Origin of the sequence: uncultured Microbacterium sp. (assembly GCF_947489255.1) — a bacterium.
Taxonomy (GTDB): domain Bacteria; phylum Actinomycetota; class Actinomycetes; order Actinomycetales; family Microbacteriaceae; genus Microbacterium; species Microbacterium phycohabitans.
In genome coordinates, this window is sequence record NZ_CANLCY010000001.1 from 401,586 (window position 1) to 418,398 (window position 16,813).

Annotated in this window: 13 protein-coding genes and 3 tRNA genes; 4 read left to right on the top strand and 12 right to left on the bottom strand. The window is 70.4% G+C overall.

The genetic code is table 11. The features are described from left to right. Positions 1–48: 48 nt before the first annotated feature. From Q0818_RS01895 to Q0818_RS01930, 8 genes are all read right to left on the bottom strand, one after another. Entirely contained in the window at positions 49–522 is a 474-nt protein-coding gene (locus Q0818_RS01895) for a dehydrogenase (RefSeq protein WP_298870716.1), read from the bottom strand. Between the two features lie 447 nt (positions 523–969). Then, positions 970–1,722: an SDR family oxidoreductase gene (locus Q0818_RS01900; RefSeq protein WP_298870718.1), complete on the bottom strand. Its 753-nt coding sequence runs from the start codon at positions 1,720–1,722 to the stop codon at positions 970–972. A 94-nt stretch (positions 1,723–1,816) separates the two neighbouring features. Then, positions 1,817–3,565: a sodium:proton antiporter gene (locus tag Q0818_RS01905; protein WP_298870720.1), complete on the bottom strand. Its 1,749-nt coding sequence runs from the start codon at positions 3,563–3,565 to the stop codon at positions 1,817–1,819. A 107-nt stretch (positions 3,566–3,672) separates the two neighbouring features. Then, positions 3,673–4,917 (bottom strand): aminotransferase class V-fold PLP-dependent enzyme, encoded by a 1,245-nt coding sequence (locus tag Q0818_RS01910; RefSeq protein WP_298871683.1) that lies wholly within the window; start codon positions 4,915–4,917, stop codon positions 3,673–3,675. Between the two features lie 31 nt (positions 4,918–4,948). Next, positions 4,949–5,851: a hypothetical protein gene (locus tag Q0818_RS01915; RefSeq protein ID WP_298870722.1), complete on the bottom strand. Its 903-nt coding sequence runs from the start codon at positions 5,849–5,851 to the stop codon at positions 4,949–4,951. Positions 5,852–5,877: 26 nt separating this feature from the next. Beyond that, positions 5,878–6,135, bottom strand: a complete 258-nt coding sequence (locus Q0818_RS01920; protein ID WP_298870725.1) for a glutaredoxin domain-containing protein — start codon at positions 6,133–6,135, stop codon at positions 5,878–5,880. A 69-nt stretch (positions 6,136–6,204) separates the two neighbouring features. Further along, positions 6,205–7,332 carry a glycosyltransferase family 2 protein gene (locus tag Q0818_RS01925; protein WP_298870727.1) on the bottom strand — a complete coding sequence of 376 codons (1,128 nt, stop codon included), beginning with the start codon at positions 7,330–7,332 and terminating at the stop codon, positions 6,205–6,207. A 159-nt stretch (positions 7,333–7,491) separates the two neighbouring features. Continuing rightward, complete coding sequence (locus Q0818_RS01930; protein ID WP_298870730.1) at positions 7,492–8,652, bottom strand: polysaccharide deacetylase family protein; 1,161 nt, start codon at positions 8,650–8,652, stop codon at positions 7,492–7,494. A gap of 106 nt (positions 8,653–8,758) precedes the next feature. On the opposite strand from Q0818_RS01930, the gene Q0818_RS01935 reads away from it, so the two are divergent. From Q0818_RS01935 to Q0818_RS01945, 3 genes are all read left to right on the top strand, one after another. Then, complete coding sequence (locus Q0818_RS01935; protein ID WP_298870733.1) at positions 8,759–9,715, top strand: Gfo/Idh/MocA family oxidoreductase; 957 nt, start codon at positions 8,759–8,761, stop codon at positions 9,713–9,715. 71 nt (positions 9,716–9,786) lie between these two features. After that, positions 9,787–10,980 carry a chromate efflux transporter gene (gene chrA / locus Q0818_RS01940; RefSeq protein WP_298870738.1) on the top strand — a complete coding sequence of 398 codons (1,194 nt, stop codon included), beginning with the start codon at positions 9,787–9,789 and terminating at the stop codon, positions 10,978–10,980. A gap of 254 nt (positions 10,981–11,234) precedes the next feature. Continuing rightward, positions 11,235–12,818, top strand: coding sequence for an AMP-binding protein (locus Q0818_RS01945; RefSeq protein ID WP_298870744.1), 1,584 nt, complete (start codon positions 11,235–11,237; stop codon positions 12,816–12,818). 263 nt (positions 12,819–13,081) lie between these two features. Here Q0818_RS01945 and Q0818_RS01950 read toward each other — a convergent pair whose 3' ends face one another. Next, positions 13,082–15,088: an MDR family MFS transporter gene (locus tag Q0818_RS01950; RefSeq protein WP_298871684.1), complete on the bottom strand. Its 2,007-nt coding sequence runs from the start codon at positions 15,086–15,088 to the stop codon at positions 13,082–13,084. A 315-nt stretch (positions 15,089–15,403) separates the two neighbouring features. Between Q0818_RS01950 and Q0818_RS01955 the strand changes: the two genes are divergently transcribed. Beyond that, complete coding sequence (locus Q0818_RS01955; RefSeq protein ID WP_298870745.1) at positions 15,404–16,207, top strand: alpha/beta hydrolase; 804 nt, start codon at positions 15,404–15,406, stop codon at positions 16,205–16,207. Positions 16,208–16,329: 122 nt separating this feature from the next. On the opposite strand, the gene Q0818_RS01960 is transcribed toward Q0818_RS01955, so the two are convergent. The 3 genes from Q0818_RS01960 to Q0818_RS01970 form a co-directional block, all read right to left on the bottom strand. Next, a tRNA-Phe gene (locus Q0818_RS01960) sits at positions 16,330–16,402 on the bottom strand. A gap of 64 nt (positions 16,403–16,466) precedes the next feature. Continuing rightward, a tRNA-Asp gene (locus Q0818_RS01965) sits at positions 16,467–16,540 on the bottom strand. 30 nt (positions 16,541–16,570) lie between these two features. Next, positions 16,571–16,643 (bottom strand) — tRNA-Glu (locus tag Q0818_RS01970). Positions 16,644–16,813 lie beyond the last annotated feature (170 nt).

Below are 16,813 nucleotides of genomic sequence, written 5' to 3' on the forward strand. Positions count from 1 at the left end.
GCTCCGGCGTTCGAGCGCCTCACGCGGCGCGTTCCCTTCGGTCGGCGGTCAGCCGCGCGCGGGAAGCGACGCGTCGTGCAGGTGACGGTCGCCGTGCGGGAGCACTTTCACCATGACTCCGCGGCGACGCAGATCGGCGACCGCGCGCGACTCGTCCTCGCGCGTCAGGCCGAGGGCGTGAACACTGGCCACCACGAGCACGTCTCCGCGCGTGAGCGTGCCGAAGAATCTGTCCAGGCGGTTCGCCCAGCCCTCGAGCGTCTCGGGGGCCGGATGCCGGAAGCCCTCGATGGGGACCCCGAACCGTGTCAGGTCGTCGCGCTGCTGCACGACGGTGGGCATGTCGGGACGCGACACGACGAGCCCGACGAGGCGGGACCCCGCCGGGCGGGCACGCCACCAGTCCCGGTCGCTCTGCAGCTCGGTGAAGCACTTCGGGCACTCGGCCGCGGCGTGCGTGATCGGCACCGCGGCGGTCCCGGCATCCGTGGATGACGGCATCGTCGGGATCGGATCGCTCATGGAAACCTCCGCGACCATTGTGCCCCACGCCCCTGCGAAACCGCCGTCGAGGTCCCGCCTGGCCTTCCCCCTCGTCCCACTTATGGCGGTGCATGTCCCAAAAGGTGTCACTCCGGAGCTCAATTACTGACCATAAGTGGGACATACCCCCCAAGCCCAAGCCCAAGCCCAAGCCCAAGCCCAAGCCCAAGCCGCAGCTCAAGCCCCAGCCGCAGCTCAAGCCCCAGCCGCAGCCCAAGCCCAAGCCCAAGCCGCAGCCCAAGCCCCAGCCGCAGCTCAAGCCCCAGCCGCAGCTCAAGCCGCAGCCGCAGCCGTCGCCCAAGCCGCAGCCGCAGCCGCAGCTCAAGCCGCATCCGCAGCCCAGGCCCGCAACCGCGGCCCAAGCCCGAGCCCCACGCGCGCAAAGGCCCGCCGCACCTCCGTGCGACGGGCCAGGACGGCGATGGCTCAGTGAGCCGAATACCCGCCGTCGACGAGGTGGTAGCTGCCCGAGATGAACGACGCGGCGTCGCTCAGGAGGAACAGCGTGAGCGCGGCGACCTCGGAATCGGTGCCGAGCCGGCCGGTGGCGTGCTCGTTCTCGAGGTGCGTCAGCGCTTCGGGGGTCAGACTCGAGCGCACGAGCGGGGTGTCGATGAATCCGGGACCCACGGCGTTGGTCCGCACGCCCTGCTTCGTGTACTCGAGGGCTGCGACCTTCGTCAGGCCGACCAGGGCGTGCTTGCTCGCGACGTAGGCGGCGTTCTGCGCGATGCCGACCGACCCCAGGACGGATGCCATGTTCACCACCGCACCGCCACCGGAGGCGACGATCGCCGGCAGCTGGAACTTCAGGCCATAGAAGACCCCGTCGAGGTCGACCGCGCGCACGCGGTCCCAGGCCTCGATGTCGTAGTCGCCGATGTTCTGCGGCGGGGCGCCGATTCCGGCGTTGTTGACGGCGAGGTGGAGTCCGCCGAAGGTGGTGCGGGCGAATTCGACGGCCGCCTCGGAGTCCTGCCACTTCGCGGTGTTCTGGGCGAAAGCGGCGGCGGTCCCGCCCGCGTCGGTGATCTGCTGCACGACGCTCTCGGCGGCATCCTTGTTGATGTCGGTCGCGACGACCGACGCGCCTTCGGCGGCCAACTCTCGCGCGATCGCGGCTCCGATACCGCTCCCACCGCCGGTGACGAGGGCGACCTTCTGGGCGAACCTGCTCATGGATGCACTTCTCTCCCGCCGTCGAGTCACCACGGATCTCGAGGTGACCGCATGCGCGTGAATGGAAACCGCCGCGCCGCCGAGGGTATTCCGTTCAGTCGTCCTCGCCGTCGTCGATGCGCAGCTCCAGGCTCAGCTGGTCGGCGTCGAGCTCGGCGAGGGCGTGGCGCAGGGCCGCGGTGCTGTACCGGCCGTCGCGGCCGACGTCGTGCAGGCGCCGCCGCATCGCCTCGATCGAGGCGAGCCGGAGTTCGAGCAGATCGCGGACGCGCGTCGAGGCCTCTTCGTCGGGCGGCTGCACCAAGCGGGCGCCCGCGCGCTCGATCATCTCGTCGGGGAAGGCTTCGCCGTCGCGCCGCGTCAGCGATCCCGACTGCACGGCCGCGATCGCGGCATCCCGGAGCTCGGCGTCGAGCGCGCGCTGCTCGTCGCGCGAGGGCCCCTCGCCCCCGTCGCCCGCCAAGCCGACCGTGCGCACCACGGCCGGGAGAGTGAGTCCCTGCAGCACGAGGCTGAACAGGGCGACCAGGAACGCGACGAAGATCAGCAGGGGACGCTGCGAGGTGTCCTCGGGGAGGGTCTGGGCGGCGGCGAGCGTGACGACGCCGCGCATCCCGGCCCACACGATGACGCTTCCGTGACGTGCGCCGAGCGGGGTGTCGCGGTAGTAGTCGAGGTCGGCCATGGTGCGCGAGATGCGCACGCGCATCCACCCGACGCGCCGGGCGGTGCGCGCCGGATCGTCGGCGCGCACGCCGAACTGCTCGGGCGAGGTGCGATAGGCCTCTTCGAACCGGTCCAGACGGCGCTGGGCGTCGTCGACGCGCTCCTGGTGGTGCACGACGCGACGACTGCGGCGCCCCTGCACCCAGATCAGCCACGACACGTACAGAGCGCGCACCGCGAGAGTGATCCCCAGCGCCGACAGCGCGAGCCACGTGCCGTGCCACAGGCCCTCGTGCTCACGCAGATTGGCGGTGACGATGTCTTTCAGCTCGAGGCCGAACACGAGGAAGACGCCGCCCTCCAGGATGAGCTCGATCGTGCGCCAGTTGAGGCGGTCGCTGATGCGCTGCTCGGGCGTGAACCGGCGTGCCGCTCCCTGGCCGGTGACGATTCCCGCCACCACCGCGGCGACCAGACCCGATCCCCCCAGGTGCTCGGTGGGCAGGTAGGCGATGAAGGGAACGGTGAAGCTCAGCGCGGTGTTCGCCGCCGAGTTGGTCACGCGCTCGCGCACCCGCAGGTTCCCCCATCCGACGACCGCGCCCAGGGCGATGGCGATCACGACGGCCCAGGCGAACGCGGCCAGCGCATCACCGAACGCGAACCCGGATGCCACGGCCGCCACCGCGGTGCGCAGCAGCACGAGCGCGGTGGCGTCGTTGAGCAGGCTCTCACCCTCGAGCATCGTCACCACGCGGGGCGAGATGCCCAGACGCTTCGCGATGGAGGTGGCCACGGCATCCGTGGGGCTGAGGATGGCGCCCAACGCGATCGCGAGCGCGAGCCCCAGACCGGGGATCACCGCCCAGAAGAACAGCCCCAGGACGAGCGAGCTGAACACCACGAGCAGCACCGAGAGGCCCGCGATGGGAGCGAAGTCGCGGCGGAACTCGATGGCGGGCAGCTGCACCGCCGCCGAGTACAGCAGCGGCGGGAGCACTCCGATGAGGATGACCTCGGGGTTCACCGCGAACGCGGGGACGAAGGGGAGCAGGCTCACCCCCGCACCGATGGCGAGGAGCACCAGGGGCCCGGCGACGTTGAAACGCGGCCCGATGACCGTGGCGAGGGCGACGACCACCACGCCGGCGACGACGATGATGAGCGGATCGATCACCCTCCGAGGCTAGCCCTCCGCCCCGCGGTGCCTCGACCGCGCCCGACCATCCGGTGGGCGGTTCGAGAGGCGGCCCGGGCAGATCTTCGCGCGCGGGAGCCCGCGTCTCAGATCTCGGCGCGCACCGCGGCGGCGACGGCGCGCATGCCCGTGAGCGTCTCGGTGAAGCTCGTCGACAGCGGCGACAGTCCGATGCGCAGACCGTGCGGGTCGCGGTAGTCGGGGATCACGTCGTCGTCCCACAGTTGCGCGGTCACCGCGCGCATCGCGGGGTGCGACAGCGTCAGGTGCCCTCCACGCTCGCCCGGATCCCGCGGCGAAGCGAGCCGCACCCCGAGAGGAACCAGGATGCCGTCGGCCACCCGTAGGGCGAACTCGGTCAGCGCGATCGACTTGCGTCGCACGTCCGCGATACCGGCCTCCTCGAGCAGATCGAGCGTGTCCTGCATCGCGATCATCGCGAGCACCGGCGGCGTGCCCGACAGGAACCGACGCATGCCGTCGGCGGGCTCGTACCGCGGCCCCATCGAGAACACGTCGGCCGCGCCCATCCACCCCTGCACGGGCTGGGTGAGTCGACGCTGGTGGCGCGCGGCGACGTAGGCGAAGGCCGGGGAGCCGGGCCCGCCGTTGAGGTACTTGTACGTGCACCCGACGGCGAGATCGGCGCCCCACGCGTCGAGCTCCATCGGCACCGAACCGGCGGAATGGCACACGTCCCACAGCACGAGCGCGCCCGCCTCGTGCGCGATCGCGGTGAGCGCGGGGGCGTCGGCGAGGTACCCGGAGCGGTACGAGACGTGGCTGAGCAGCACCACCGCGGTGCGCGGACCGACCGCGTCGCGCAGCAGATCGGCATCCACTCCGCGCGTCGGGTCGACGTCGATCCAGACGACGCGGGCGCCGCGCTCGGCGGCGATGCCCTCGACGAGGTAGCGGTCGGTGGGGAAGTCGTCGCGTCCCACCACGATCTCGACCCGCTCGGGGTCGGTCGTGCTCTGGGCGTCGAGCGCCGCGCGCAGCAGCTTGTACAGCAGCACGGTCGTGGAATCGCCGATGACCGTCTGTCCGGATGCCGCGCCGAGCGCGAGCGCGCCGATGCGGTCGCCGATCTCGAAGGGAAGCTCCATCCAGGCCTCGTCCCAGCCGCGGATCAGACGTCCGCCCCACTCCTCGGTGACGAAGCGCGAGAGACGATCGGCGGTCGCGCGGGGAGGGCGCCCGAGCGAATTGCCGTCGAAGTAGACCAGCGAGGTGTCCGCCCCCACGAAGGCCGCGCGGTACGAAGCGAGCGGATCGTCGGCATCGTGGGCCGCCGCCTCGACCTCGAGGGAGGGGTGCGGCACCTCCAACCGGTCGACCGAGCCGAAGTCGGGGGAGGGGTCAGTCGACACGCGTGAGCTCCTCGGTCGGGACGACCGTCGCCCGGCTGAGCCAGGTGGGCACGTCGTCGGGGTCGGTGGGGGCGGGACCGGCGATGAAGGTCGAGACAGCGCCGATCGCGTCCGAGCCGGGCCAGGGATCGGTGAGGGCGGCGACGAGAGCGTCGCCGCGGACGCCCGCCTCGTGCAGGGCGAGCAGCTCGCGGCGGTTCAGGCCCACCGGCAGGGGACCGTTGCCGAGGTCGGTGCCGTACAGCACGCGCCCTCCGCGCGCCGCGAAGGCGCGGACGTTCGCGATTGCCACACGACGGGCCTCGCCGCGGTGGATGTCGAGAGTCGAGATCCACGACTGTCCGGCCGCGACCGCTCGGGCGATGACCCGGCGCGACAGCGGAGCGTCGAAGGGGGCATGTGCGAGGGCCGAGACTCCGGCCTCGATCGCGCGTTCCACCTGGCCGTCTCCCTGCGCGTGCGCGACGACGGCGAGCCTGCGCTCGCGGGCGGACCCGACGATGGCGGCCAGGGTGTCGTCGTCGGGGGCGGGGCCCGCGTCGGCGTGGAGGGCGATTTTGATGACCGAGGCCCCGGCATCCGCCTGCGCGTCGACCGCCGTGCGCGCGCCGCCCGCGACCCCCGGATGCCGTGAACTCCCCGTCACGACGCGAACGATGCTCTCGGGCGCCCAGGAGCGCCCCGTCGGATACCCGCCCGGCACGGTGAGGAACGCGCCCGCATAGGCGACGTGGGGGAGTCCCGCCCCGCGACGCGCGAGGGCGACCGGGTCACCGCCGAGGTCGACGACGGCGGCGACCCCGCGGCGGGGCAGGCCGGCGGCGTCGACGAGGTGCAGGTGCACGTGATGGTCGACGAAGGCCGGCAGCATCGTGCCGCTCTCGCCGGTCAACGCGCGCCGGACCGGCCACACGGTCGTCAGATCAGCGCGAGTTCGCGGAGCTTCGCCTCGACGTCGGCGTTCGACGGCTCGACGTGGTGGCTGGCGTCGGGGTAGACGACCACGGGGATGCTCGTGCGACCCGAGATCTCCTTGGCGACGTCGGCGGCGGCGGGGTCGGCCACGAGGTCGACGTATTCGTAGTCGATGCCGAGTTCGTCGAGCTGCTTCTTGGTGCGGATGCAATCACGGCACCAGTCGGCGCCGAACATACGGATGGATGCGTCGGAGGACATGGTTCCAGCGTACGCCGCCCCCGCTCGGCGGGCGCTGAGTACCCGCGCCCGAGGGCGGGCGGAGCGGCGTCAGGCCGTGACTTCGTCTTCGAGGGGCTCGATGGCGTGCACGACCTTGCCGACACGGCTCTTCTTGGGCGCGTAGACCACGAGCGCGTGGAAGACGAAACGCACGACGAAGGCGGCGATCAGCGTGAGCGCGGCGGCGACGACGCTCTGGATGTGCGCCTGGCTGACCAGGACCCAGATGACCGGGATGCGCACGATGGCTTCGATGCCGTTGAAGGTGAACGACTTGATGAACCGGTGTCGCATGAGCCCGGACTCCGCGCGCATGTCGGCGAAAACGAGGTACTCGAGGGCGAGGAAGTTCGCGACGATGGTCACGACGCTCGCGATCACCGCAGCGATGATGTACTGCACGCCGACGGCCTGCAGCGCCCCCATGATCAGCAGGTTGGCGACGGCGCCGAGACCGCCCACGAGTGCGAAGGCCGACATGCGGCCGAAGCGCAGCATCGTGAGCTGGGTGAGGAAGCGCATGCCCTGGCTGAACGACGCCTTGGACTCGCCGGCGAAGCGGGGAGCGAAGGAGAAGGGCACCTCGGCGACGCGCATCTGCTTGCGCGCGAGGATCTCGAGCAGGATCTTGAAGCCGCGCGGCTGGAGGGTCTCGACCTCGAGCGAGCGGCGGTCGACGAGGAAGAAGCCCGTCATCGGGTCGGAGCAGTTGTGCAGCTTCTTCGGGAACATCGCCTTCGTGAGCAGCGTGGACGCCCGCGACACCGTGGTGCGCACGGCGTTGGCGAGGCCGTCCGACGTGCCGCCGGCGATGTACCGGGATGCCACGACCACGTCGGCGTCGCCCATCTCGGCGCGCGCGAGCAGCTCGGCGATCACCTCGGGCGGGTGCTGCAGGTCGCCGTCCATGACGACGCAGAAGTCGGACACCGCGGCCTTGATGCCCTCGACCACGGCGCCGCCGAGGCCACCGACGGGCTCGTCGCGGTGGATGAGGCGCACGGGGACGTCGGAGGTCGCCGCGACGGCCCGGATGATGTCGGGGGTGTCGTCGCGGGAGTCGTCGACGAAGATGATCTCCACGTCACGACCGAGCAGGGCGTCCGTCGTGCGACGAACGAGCTCGGCGACGTTCGGACCCTCATTGAAGGTCGGAACGATGACGGAAATATCCATGTGTGCTCGCGTTTTCTCGGTAAGTCAGAAGTACACAGCGTAGACCGGCCGACGCGTGCCCAAATTGGGATTGTGGAGGAGTTACCTGGGAGCTAGCGGGTGTTCACCCCAGTGTCCGTCCAGAAACCGCCCGTCACCGGCGTGATAACGCGGCGGAGCTCAGCCGATCTCCGCTTTCAGGTCGTCGACCGTCATGCCGTAGTTGACGCGGATGACCGGGAGGGCCAGCTTATCGGTGCCGATGCGGACGTACCCGGGCTCGATGGTGCGCCCCAGCTCGAAGCCGGCTCGGCGCACGCCCTCCTTGGTCGTGTCGTTGTAGTGGCCGAACGGATAGGCGACGACCTCCTTCGCCCCGAGGATCTGCGCGGACTGCTCGAGATCGGCGGCGATCGTGTCGGCGTCGTCGTTGACCATGCGTCCCTTGCCGTTGGCGCCCGCGCGGTGCATGTCGTACGTGTGCGAACGCTGCAGCACGAAGCCGTTGGGCGTCGGCTCGGTGCGCGACGACGTGATGACGAACGACGTCGTGAGCAGATGCCGGGCATCGACGATCGGGGCGGCGAGCTCGAGCCACGACGAGTCGGCGTCGTCATCGGTGATGATGACCGAATGCTTCGGCAGGAAGAGCCTCCCGTCGATGAACGCGCTCAGCTCGTCCCACGTCGGCAGGTAGAAGCCCGATTCCTGGATGTGGGCCATCTGCGCATCGAAATCCCCGATGTAGGCGTAGTTGCCGCGCAGCCAGCCGTCCTCCCCCTCCGGCTTCTGGGTGAACTGGTGGTACATGAGGATCGGGATGCCGGCATCCTCCGCGGCATTCGCCTCCGGGGTCGTCCACCCGGCGTGCAGCACCTGCTCGCGACCCGTGCAGCTGACGAGGTCGGCGCCGTTGACGCGGGCGGACAGGGTGAGCGCCTGGGCGTCGGCGACGGTGGGGTACCACCCCGCGAAGACGCGCCCCTCGGCCCGGGGGAGGGGCAGGGCCGCGTATCGCACCCCCCGCGTCTGGAGTTCGGGGTCGAGGGCGATCCCGTCGCCGGCGAACGACACCGCGCACGCATTCGGATCGCTCGTCGTCGCCAGCAGCCGCTCGGCGGCGGTCAGAGGCGTCGGAGTCGGAGTGGGGGTGGGCGTGGGCGAGCTCGTCGGCGTTCCGCTCGCAGCGGTCGTCTCGTCCACCGCGGCGGGACCGCGGGTGAGGGCGAAGGCGGTGACCGCCCCGGCGATCAGGGCGACGGCGACCGTCGCGACGAGGGTGCGCCGCGCGCGGACGCGTCGACTGGCGCGCCGGCGGCGGGCGGCTCGGGTGGTCGTCATGGTGCCTCGGGGTCGGGTGGGGCGGCTCGCCGCGATCCTAGCGGGACGATTCGCGCGCGCCCGGGACCCATCGCGTCGCGACGCATCGGCGCGAGAGGATGGGGGAATGATCCGCATCGGCATCGTCGGCACCAGCAGCATCTCCGAACGCTTCGCCGAGGCGGTGGGCGTGGTCGACGGCATGGTCGTCTCGCGCGTGGCCTCCCGCGACGCCGACCGGGCGCGCGCCTTCGCCGACGCCATCGGCGCCCCCGGCATCGCGGTCGGTCTCGACGACCTCCTCGCCGCGCCCGACGTGGATGCCGTCTACCTCGCCAGCCCCAACTCGGTGCACGCGGAGCAGATCTCCGCGGCCGTGGATGCCGGCATCCCGACGCTCGTCGAGAAACCGGCGGTGCTGTCGGCTGCCGACTGGGACGCCGCGGTGGGTCACGCTCGCTCCCGGGGCGTGGTGCTGCTCGAGGCGATGCGCACCGCCTACGACCCCGGGCTGGCGGCTGTGCGCGATCTCCTGCCTCGCCTCGGCGCCGTGCGGCGGGTCTCGCTGCGCTACGAGAAGAGGTCGGCGCGGTACGACCACGTCCTGGCGGGGGAGCAGACGAACATCTTCGACCCCTCGCTCGGCGGCAGCGCGCTGCGCGACCTGGGCGTCTACCCGCTGCACGCCCTGGTGCGGCTGTTCGGCGAGCCGCGATCAATCCGGGGAGCGCGCGTGGGCATCGCCTCCGGCACCGACGGTCTCGGCAGCGCGCTCGCCGTCTACGACGGATTCGTCGCCGACGTCGCCTGGTCGAAGATCACCGACACGGCCCTGCCGAGCGAGATCCAGGGCGAGGACGGCTCGCTCGCGATCGACGCCATCGACGCGCCGCGGCGGCTCACCCTGACGCCGCGCGGTCAGGCGCCCTCCGTGATCGAGGTCGATGCCCCGGGCAATCCGATGGTGGGAGAGGTCGAGCGTCTGCGACAGGCGGTCGAGGGGGCCGACATCGTCGGCGACCAGGACCTCACCGCGATGACGCTGCGCCTCGTCGACGAGGTGCTCGCGGTCCCCCTCGCGTAGCCGGGACGGCACGTAGCCCGGGACGGCACGGAGTTCACCTGTCGTTTCCCCCGTCTTGAGAGGGTCGACGGATGCAGAGGACCGGGACCGCGACCGAGGTCTTCCTCGCGTTCCTGAGATTGGGGCTGACCTCCTTCGGCGGCCCCGTCGCCCACCTGGGGTACTTCCGCGATGACCTCGTCGTCCGCCGCCGGTGGATGGACGACCGGGGCTATGCCGACCTCGTCGCCCTGTGCCAGTTCCTCCCCGGGCCGGCCTCCAGCCAGGTCGGTTTCGCGATGGGGCTGCAGCGCGCGGGCGTGCTCGGGGCGCTCGCCGCCTTCGCGGCCTTCACCCTGCCCTCGGCGGTGCTTCTCGTCGCCTTCGCCGGCGGTGCGGCCGCGCTGGGCGGAGTCGTCGGCGACGGCATCCTGTCGGGATTGAAGATCGTGGCTGTGGCGATCGTCGCGCACGCCGTGTGGGGCATGGCGCGCTCCCTCACCCCCGACGCGCCGCGCGCGGGCATCGCGGTGGTCGCCCTCGCCCTGGCGCTGCTGCTGCCCGCCGCCCCGGGTCAACTCGCCGCCCTCGCGATCGGGGCGGTGGCCGGTGTCGTCGTGCTGCGCGGGACCGACGAGGCCGACGCGGTGCCGTCACCGTCGTTCGGCGTACGGAAGAGCGCGGCGGTCGCGTGCCTCGCGCTCTTCGTCGGCGGGCTGGTGGCGCTGCCGCTGCTCGCCGCCCTCACGGGATCGAGCAGCGTCTCCCTCGTCGACGCCTTCTACCGTGCGGGTGCGCTCGTGTTCGGTGGCGGACACGTCGTACTCCCCCTCCTCCAGGCGGGCGTGGTGCAGACGGGCTGGGTCTCACCCGAGTCCTTCCTCACCGGGTACGCCGCCGCCCAAGCCGTGCCGGGGCCGCTCTTCACCTTCGCGGCGTACCTCGGCTCCGTCTCGGAGGCCGGGCCCGGTGGCATCCTCGGGGCCGCGCTCGCGCTCGGCGCGATCTTCCTCCCCGGTTTCCTGATGCTCGTCGGTGCTCTTCCGTTCTGGGATGCCGTGCGCACACGGCCGCGCGTGCGTGCGGCCATGCGCGGGGCGAACGCGGCCGTGGTCGGCATCCTGGGCGCGGCGCTGTACACCCCCGTGTTCACGACCGCGATCACGGGACCCGGGTCGCTCGTGCTCGCCGCGGTGGGCTTCGTCCTTCTGACGGCGTTCCGGACTCCCGCGTGGGCGGTCGTGCTCGTCGGAGCCGCGGGTGGGATCGTGCTGAGCCTGGTGTGAGCCGGCGCCCACGGCGCAGGGGACGCAGCGTGCACAGCGCAGGAGATCCGGCGCCGCCTCCGCCGTCGTCCGCGGGATTCCGGGTATCGCGTCAGGCGGCGCCGCCGTTCTTCCTGCGTGAGGCACCGCCGCTCCGCCGCGACCTCGACACCCGCGGCATCCTGAGACTCGTCTCCACGGTGCGTGACACCGGGTGTCGGCGGTGCCAGGATGAGCGCACGGCGACGCCGCCGGTGTTTTCGAGGGAGAGAACCGTGTTCCAGAGCCCCTACCCGCCCGTCGAGATCCCCGACCAGAGCATCTACGACTACCTGTTCGGCTCACTCGCCGACGGCGACCTCGATCGGGTGGCGCTGGTGGACCCGGCCAGCGGCGCCGAGACCACCTACCGCGCGCTGCGCGCACAGGTCGACGCCTTCGCGGGAGCGCTCGCCGCGCGCGGCGTCGGCACCGACACCGTCGTCGCGATGCTCTGCCCGAACGTCCCCGCCTTCGCGACGGTGTTCCACGGCATCCTGAGGCTCGGGGCGGCCATCACCACCATCAACTCCCTCTACACCGCGCACGAGATCGAGAACCAGCTGCGCGATGCCGAGGCCACCTGGCTCGTGACCGTGTCGCCGCTGCTGCCGCAGGCGGCGCAGGCCGCGGCGGCCGTCGGCATCCCCGATGAGCGGATCATCGTGCTCGACGGCGCCGAGGGGCACCCCGACCTGCGGTCGCTGCTGAGCGAGGGCAGGACCCCGCCCGAGGTGTCGTTCGATCCCGCCACCCACGTCGCCGTGCTCCCGTACTCCTCGGGGACCACCGGTGTGCCCAAGGGAGTGATGCTGTCGCACCGCAACCTCGTGGCGAACGTGCACCAGTGCCGACCGATCATCGAGATCTCGCCCGACGATCGGGTGCTCGCGGTGCTGCCCTTCTTCCACATCTACGGCATGACGGTGCTGTTGAACCTCGCGCTGCGCCAGCGGGCGACGCTGGTCACGATGCCCCGCTTCGACCTGATGGAGTTCCTCCGTGTCGTGCAGGACCACCGCTGCACCTTCCTGTTTATCGCACCGCCCATCGCGGTCGCCCTGGCCAAGCACCCCGCCGTCGATCAGTTCGACCTCTCCCGCGTGCACAGCGTGTTCTCCGGAGCCGCTCCGCTCGACGGCGAGACCGCGGAGACCGCCGGCCGGCGCATCGGCGCGCGCTTCTTCCAGGGCTACGGCATGAGCGAGTTGAGCCCCGTCTCGCACGCCATCCCCGCCGACTCCGATTTCCCGGTCAGTTCGGTGGGCGTGCTCATCCCGGGCTGCGACGCCAAGCTGGTCGACCCCGAGACCGGGGCCGAGCTCGAGGAGCACGGCGACGACGGCCTGACCGCGCCGGGGGAGATCTGGGTGCGGGGCCCCAACGTGATGCTCGGCTACCTCAACCGCCCCGACGCCACGGCCGAGACCCTCGACGCCGACGGGTTCCTGCACACCGGCGACATCGGCGTGCACCACGTCGACGGCTACTTCACGATCGTCGACCGGTTGAAGGAGCTCATCAAATACCACGGCTACCAGATCGCCCCGGCCGAGCTCGAGGCGCTGCTGCTGTCGCATCCGAAGATCCAGGATGCCGCCGTGATCGGCGTGCGCGGCGACGACGGGGAGGAGATCCCCAAGGCGTTCGTCGTGATGGCACCGGATGCCGGCCTCACGGCGGAGGACGTCATGGCGTTCGTCGCGGGCCAGGTCGCTCCCCACAAGAAGGTGCGGCGGGTGGAGTTCATCGACGTGGTGCCGAAATCGACGTCGGGCAAGATCCTGCGGAAGGATCTGCGCGCGCGCGAAGCCGTGTGACCCCGGCCCGTCCCCGCGGCGGGGCGAGGCCGCAGGACTGCCGCCCTCGGTCGGCATCCCTGCATCCCCCTCGTCCCACTTATGGCGGTGCATGTCCCGCTCGTGGTGGGTGCGAAGCGCGCTCACACACCACAAGTGGGACATGGATGCCGGGCCGCCGACGTCTCGCCGCGGTGCGGGCCCGCGCGAGGGGCGGCGACCGCAGCCACAGGGACGACGAAGGGCGGGGCGTCTTCCGACGGCCCCGCCCTTCGTCATTGCGGCTACGGCGCGAGCAGGGCGCCGGTCTGCGCCGCGGACTCCTCCGCCCGCTTCTCCTCGTCGTCCTTACCGCGACGCTCGTCGGCGGCCTCCTGCAACGCCGACTTCGCGCGCAGGGGCGGTGTGCGGAAGAACAGCGACAGCACGAAGGCGAGCAGCACCACGCCCATCGCGACCCAGTAGACGCTCGTCGACGAGGCGTTGAAGCCCACCAGGAAGGGCTTGGTCAGCCGCGCGTCGGCACCCATGAGGAAGGAGGTGTCGTCGAGGGTCGAGCCGCCGATCGAGGTGTTCTCATCGCCCGCGGTGAAGCGATCCTGGAGGGTGGTCGCGACGCCGTCGACGAACGCGGCGCGGTCGGCGGCGTCGGAGAAGTCCAGGCTCACCGAGCCGTCGGCGCCGATACGCGCCACGGGCACCTGCTGCTGGATCTGCGCCGTGGCGGCCGCGATCGCCTGCGACACCGCCGCCTGCGTGGCCTGGGCCTGCGCCGCAGCCGGGATCTGCCCGGTGGCGACCTGGGCGGCCACCGCCTGGGTCGCGGCATCCGTTGCCTGCTGCACGCCCTGCTGCACCTGCTGGGTCACGGCATCGGTGGTCTGGGTGACGATCGGGGTGTAGATGCTCGACATGATCTTCTCGTTCGCCGGGGCCGAGGCCACCGTCGGGTCGAAGGCAGCGTCGAGCGCGTCGGTGAGGGTCGCCCGGTCGGAGAACGAGCCGATGATGTTCGAGGGCATGAGCGTGAACAGCAGCGAGAGCAGCACGGCCGTGCCGAGGGTTCCACCGATCTGGCGGAAGAACGTCGATCCGCTCGTGGCCACGCCCATGTCGCGCAGGCCGACGGAGTTCTGGCTGGCGATCGTCAGGGTCTGCATGAGCTGGCCGAGCCCGAGGCCGATGACGAGCATCGCCAGCGCGACGTGCCAGTAGGGGCTGTCGTACTTCAGGAAGGTCAGCAGGAAGAAGCCGATCGACATCAGCGCCGTGCCCAGGATCGGGAACATGCGGTAGCGGCCCGTGCGCGCGATGATCTGGCCGCTCGCGATCGAGGCGATCATGAGGCCCAGGATCATCGGGAGCATCTCGAACCCGCTCTGCGTGGGCGTCGAGCCCAGGACCAGCTGCAGATAGAGAGGCAGCGTCAGCATCGCGCCGAACATCCCGAAGCCCACGAGCACGCCGATGATCGTCGCCATCGAGAAGGTGGGCGAACGGAAGAGCTTGAGCGGGATGAGCGCGTCGTCCTTCATCGCGGTCTCGGCGATCACGAACGCCGCGATGCCGAGGGCGCCGATGACGTAGCAGGCGATCGAGATGGGGGAGCCCCAGCCCCACTCGCGTCCCTGCTCGGCGACGAGCAGCAACGGAACGAGGGCGACGATCACCGTCGTGGCGCCCCACCAGTCGATGCGCACCGAGTGGCGCGGCTGCTTGGGGATGTGCAGGAATCGCCACACGATCGCCAGCGCCGCGATGCCGATGGGCACGTTGATGAGGAACACCCAGCGCCAGCCGGTGATGAAGAGGATCTGGTCGGCGCCGGCGAACAGACCGCCGACGAGCGGGCCGATGACGCTGGAGATGCCGAAGACGGCGAGGAAGTAGCCCTGATACTTCGCACGCTCGCGCGGGGCGAGGATGTCGCCCATGATCGCCAGCGGCATCGACATCAGGCCACCGGCGCCGAGGCCCTGGATGGCGCGGAACGCCGCGAGCTCGGCCATCGAGGTCGAGAAGCTGGCGAGCACGGAGCCGACGATGAAGATGAGGATCGCCAGCAGGAACAGCGGCCGGCGCCCGAAGATGTCGGAGAGCTTGCCGTAGATGGGCGTCGCGATCGTCGAGACGATCAGGTACGCGGTCGTGACCCAGGCCTGCAGGCTGAGACCCTGCAGGTCGTCGCCGATCGTGCGGATCGAGGTGCCGACGATGGTCTGGTCGAGGGCCGACAGGAACATTCCGGCCATGAGGCCGAAGATCACGAACATGATCATGCGGTGGGTCATGACCGTGTCGGTGGCGCCGGTGGTGGGGCGGGATGCCGCGGGCGCGCGGCGGCTACGGGTGATGTCTGACATCTGTCCTCATCGAGAAGGGGCGGCGGGCGGCTCGATCGGGCAGGGCCGGGCGCCAGGTGTTTGCTAAAAGTCAACAAATAGTAGCGCTGCCCGGCGGCATCGCGGAACCACCTGCGGGTCGTCGTTAGGCCAGGCGCGCAGAAATACCCCTGTGGGGGGAGCCCGGTCTCGGGTGGGTGCCGGCGGCGTTGGGGGATCTCGGTATCGCGTCGCCGAGCCGAGGTCGGAGGCTACTGTGATGCGGTGGATTCGGTACGCAGAGAAATTGTCGCCGCCGACGGGACTTCGGTTTCGTATGTGGTCGTCGACGGTGTCGAGCCGACCGTGGTCATTCTGCATGGGCTGGCGGGGAGCGGACGCGAGTTCGAGCGAACGGCGAAAGAATTGGCGGGACGCCGGACGATTCTTATCGACCAGCGCGGCCATGGGCGCAGTGCGCGGCACCCCCTCGACCTCTCACGTGAGGCATTTGTCTCCGATGTCGTGATGATCATCGGCGCGGAGTCGGCCCGGCGGGTCGATCTCGTCGGACATTCGATGGGTGCGCACACCGCAATGATGCTCGCCGCGGCGCACCCTCATCTCGTGCGTCGACTGGTGCTTCTCGAATGCGATGCCGGCAGCGGAACGCCGGAGGAACACACCGCGCTCGGAGACTACTTCCGGTCGTGGCCGATTCCCTTCGCAGACCGAGCCGCGGCCAGCGCGACGCTAGGGGCGGGTCCGCTCGCGCAGGCCTGGGTCGCCGATCTCGAACACCGCGCCGACGGTCTGTATCCCCGTTTCGACCCCGACGTCATGGTCGCGGTCATCGCCGAGGTTGCGACGGCGCGATGGAGCGAGTGGCGGCAGGTGACGGCTCCCACGCTCGTCGTCTACGCCGAAAACGGCATGTTCACGGAGCGTCAAAAGGTGGACTTCGTGGCCGGTGGGGGCGAGGTCACCAGGATCGACCTCGCCGGAGCGTCGCACGACGCTCATCTCGACGCCTTCGACGCGTGGATGACAGCGTTGACATCGTTTCTGGAGGCCGGCGGGGCCGCGTGATCTCTGGCCACAAGAATTCCTCGGCCCGCCGTCTCGGACACCGGGGCGGGAGGGAAAAGCAAAACCCCCGCCATGTAGAAGCTAGGCGAGGGTTTCTGGGATCACTGTAATGATGATCCGTGTGGCTCCGACGGGCGTCGATCCCGTGACCTCACGATTTTCAGTCGTGCGCTCTACCAACTGAGCTACAGAGCCGAGCGACATGTCTGCCGCTTCCTAAACGAAAGGCCTCCTCGAAAGAAGGCCCGTCGCTGTGGAGCGACCCTGACGGGACTTGAACCCGCGACCTCCGCCGTGACAGGGCGGCACGCTAACCAACTGCGCTACAGGGCCATGCATTTTCAATTGTACTTCACCGGAAAGTGACCCCAACGGGATTCGAACCCGTGCTACCGCCGTGAAAGGGCGGCGTCCTAGGCCGCTAAACGATGGGGCCGGATGAGGCGGAAACCTTGCGATTTCCTTCTCGCTTGCCGACGACCGAGCCTACTTCACATCTCGCGAGATTGCCAATTCGGGGCGTGGCGTACGCGGCTCGCGCGTGTCGGGGGCGCAGGATGGGCGCTGCCGACGTGAACTCGCCCTGTTGTGTGTGTGACTCGTGTT

What these genes read in the sequence shown, in the direction of transcription:
- Q0818_RS01925 (WP_298870727.1), bottom strand. Translation starts at nt 7,332, where the DNA reads ATGGATATTTCCGTCATCGTTCCGACCTTCAATGAGGGTCCGAACGTC.
- Q0818_RS01950 (WP_298871684.1), bottom strand. Translation starts at nt 15,088, where the DNA reads ATGACCCACCGCATGATCATGTTCGTGATCTTCGGCCTCATGGCCGGA.
- chrA (WP_298870738.1), top strand. Translation starts at nt 9,787, where the DNA reads ATGCAGAGGACCGGGACCGCGACCGAGGTCTTCCTCGCGTTCCTGAGA.
- Q0818_RS01930 (WP_298870730.1), bottom strand. Translation starts at nt 8,652, where the DNA reads ATGACGACCACCCGAGCCGCCCGCCGCCGGCGCGCCAGTCGACGCGTC.
- Q0818_RS01920 (WP_298870725.1), bottom strand. Translation starts at nt 6,135, where the DNA reads ATGTCCTCCGACGCATCCATCCGTATGTTCGGCGCCGACTGGTGCCGT.
- Q0818_RS01900 (WP_298870718.1), bottom strand. Translation starts at nt 1,722, where the DNA reads ATGAGCAGGTTCGCCCAGAAGGTCGCCCTCGTCACCGGCGGTGGGAGC.
- Q0818_RS01935 (WP_298870733.1), top strand. Translation starts at nt 8,759, where the DNA reads ATGATCCGCATCGGCATCGTCGGCACCAGCAGCATCTCCGAACGCTTC.
- Q0818_RS01895 (WP_298870716.1), bottom strand. Translation starts at nt 522, where the DNA reads ATGAGCGATCCGATCCCGACGATGCCGTCATCCACGGATGCCGGGACC.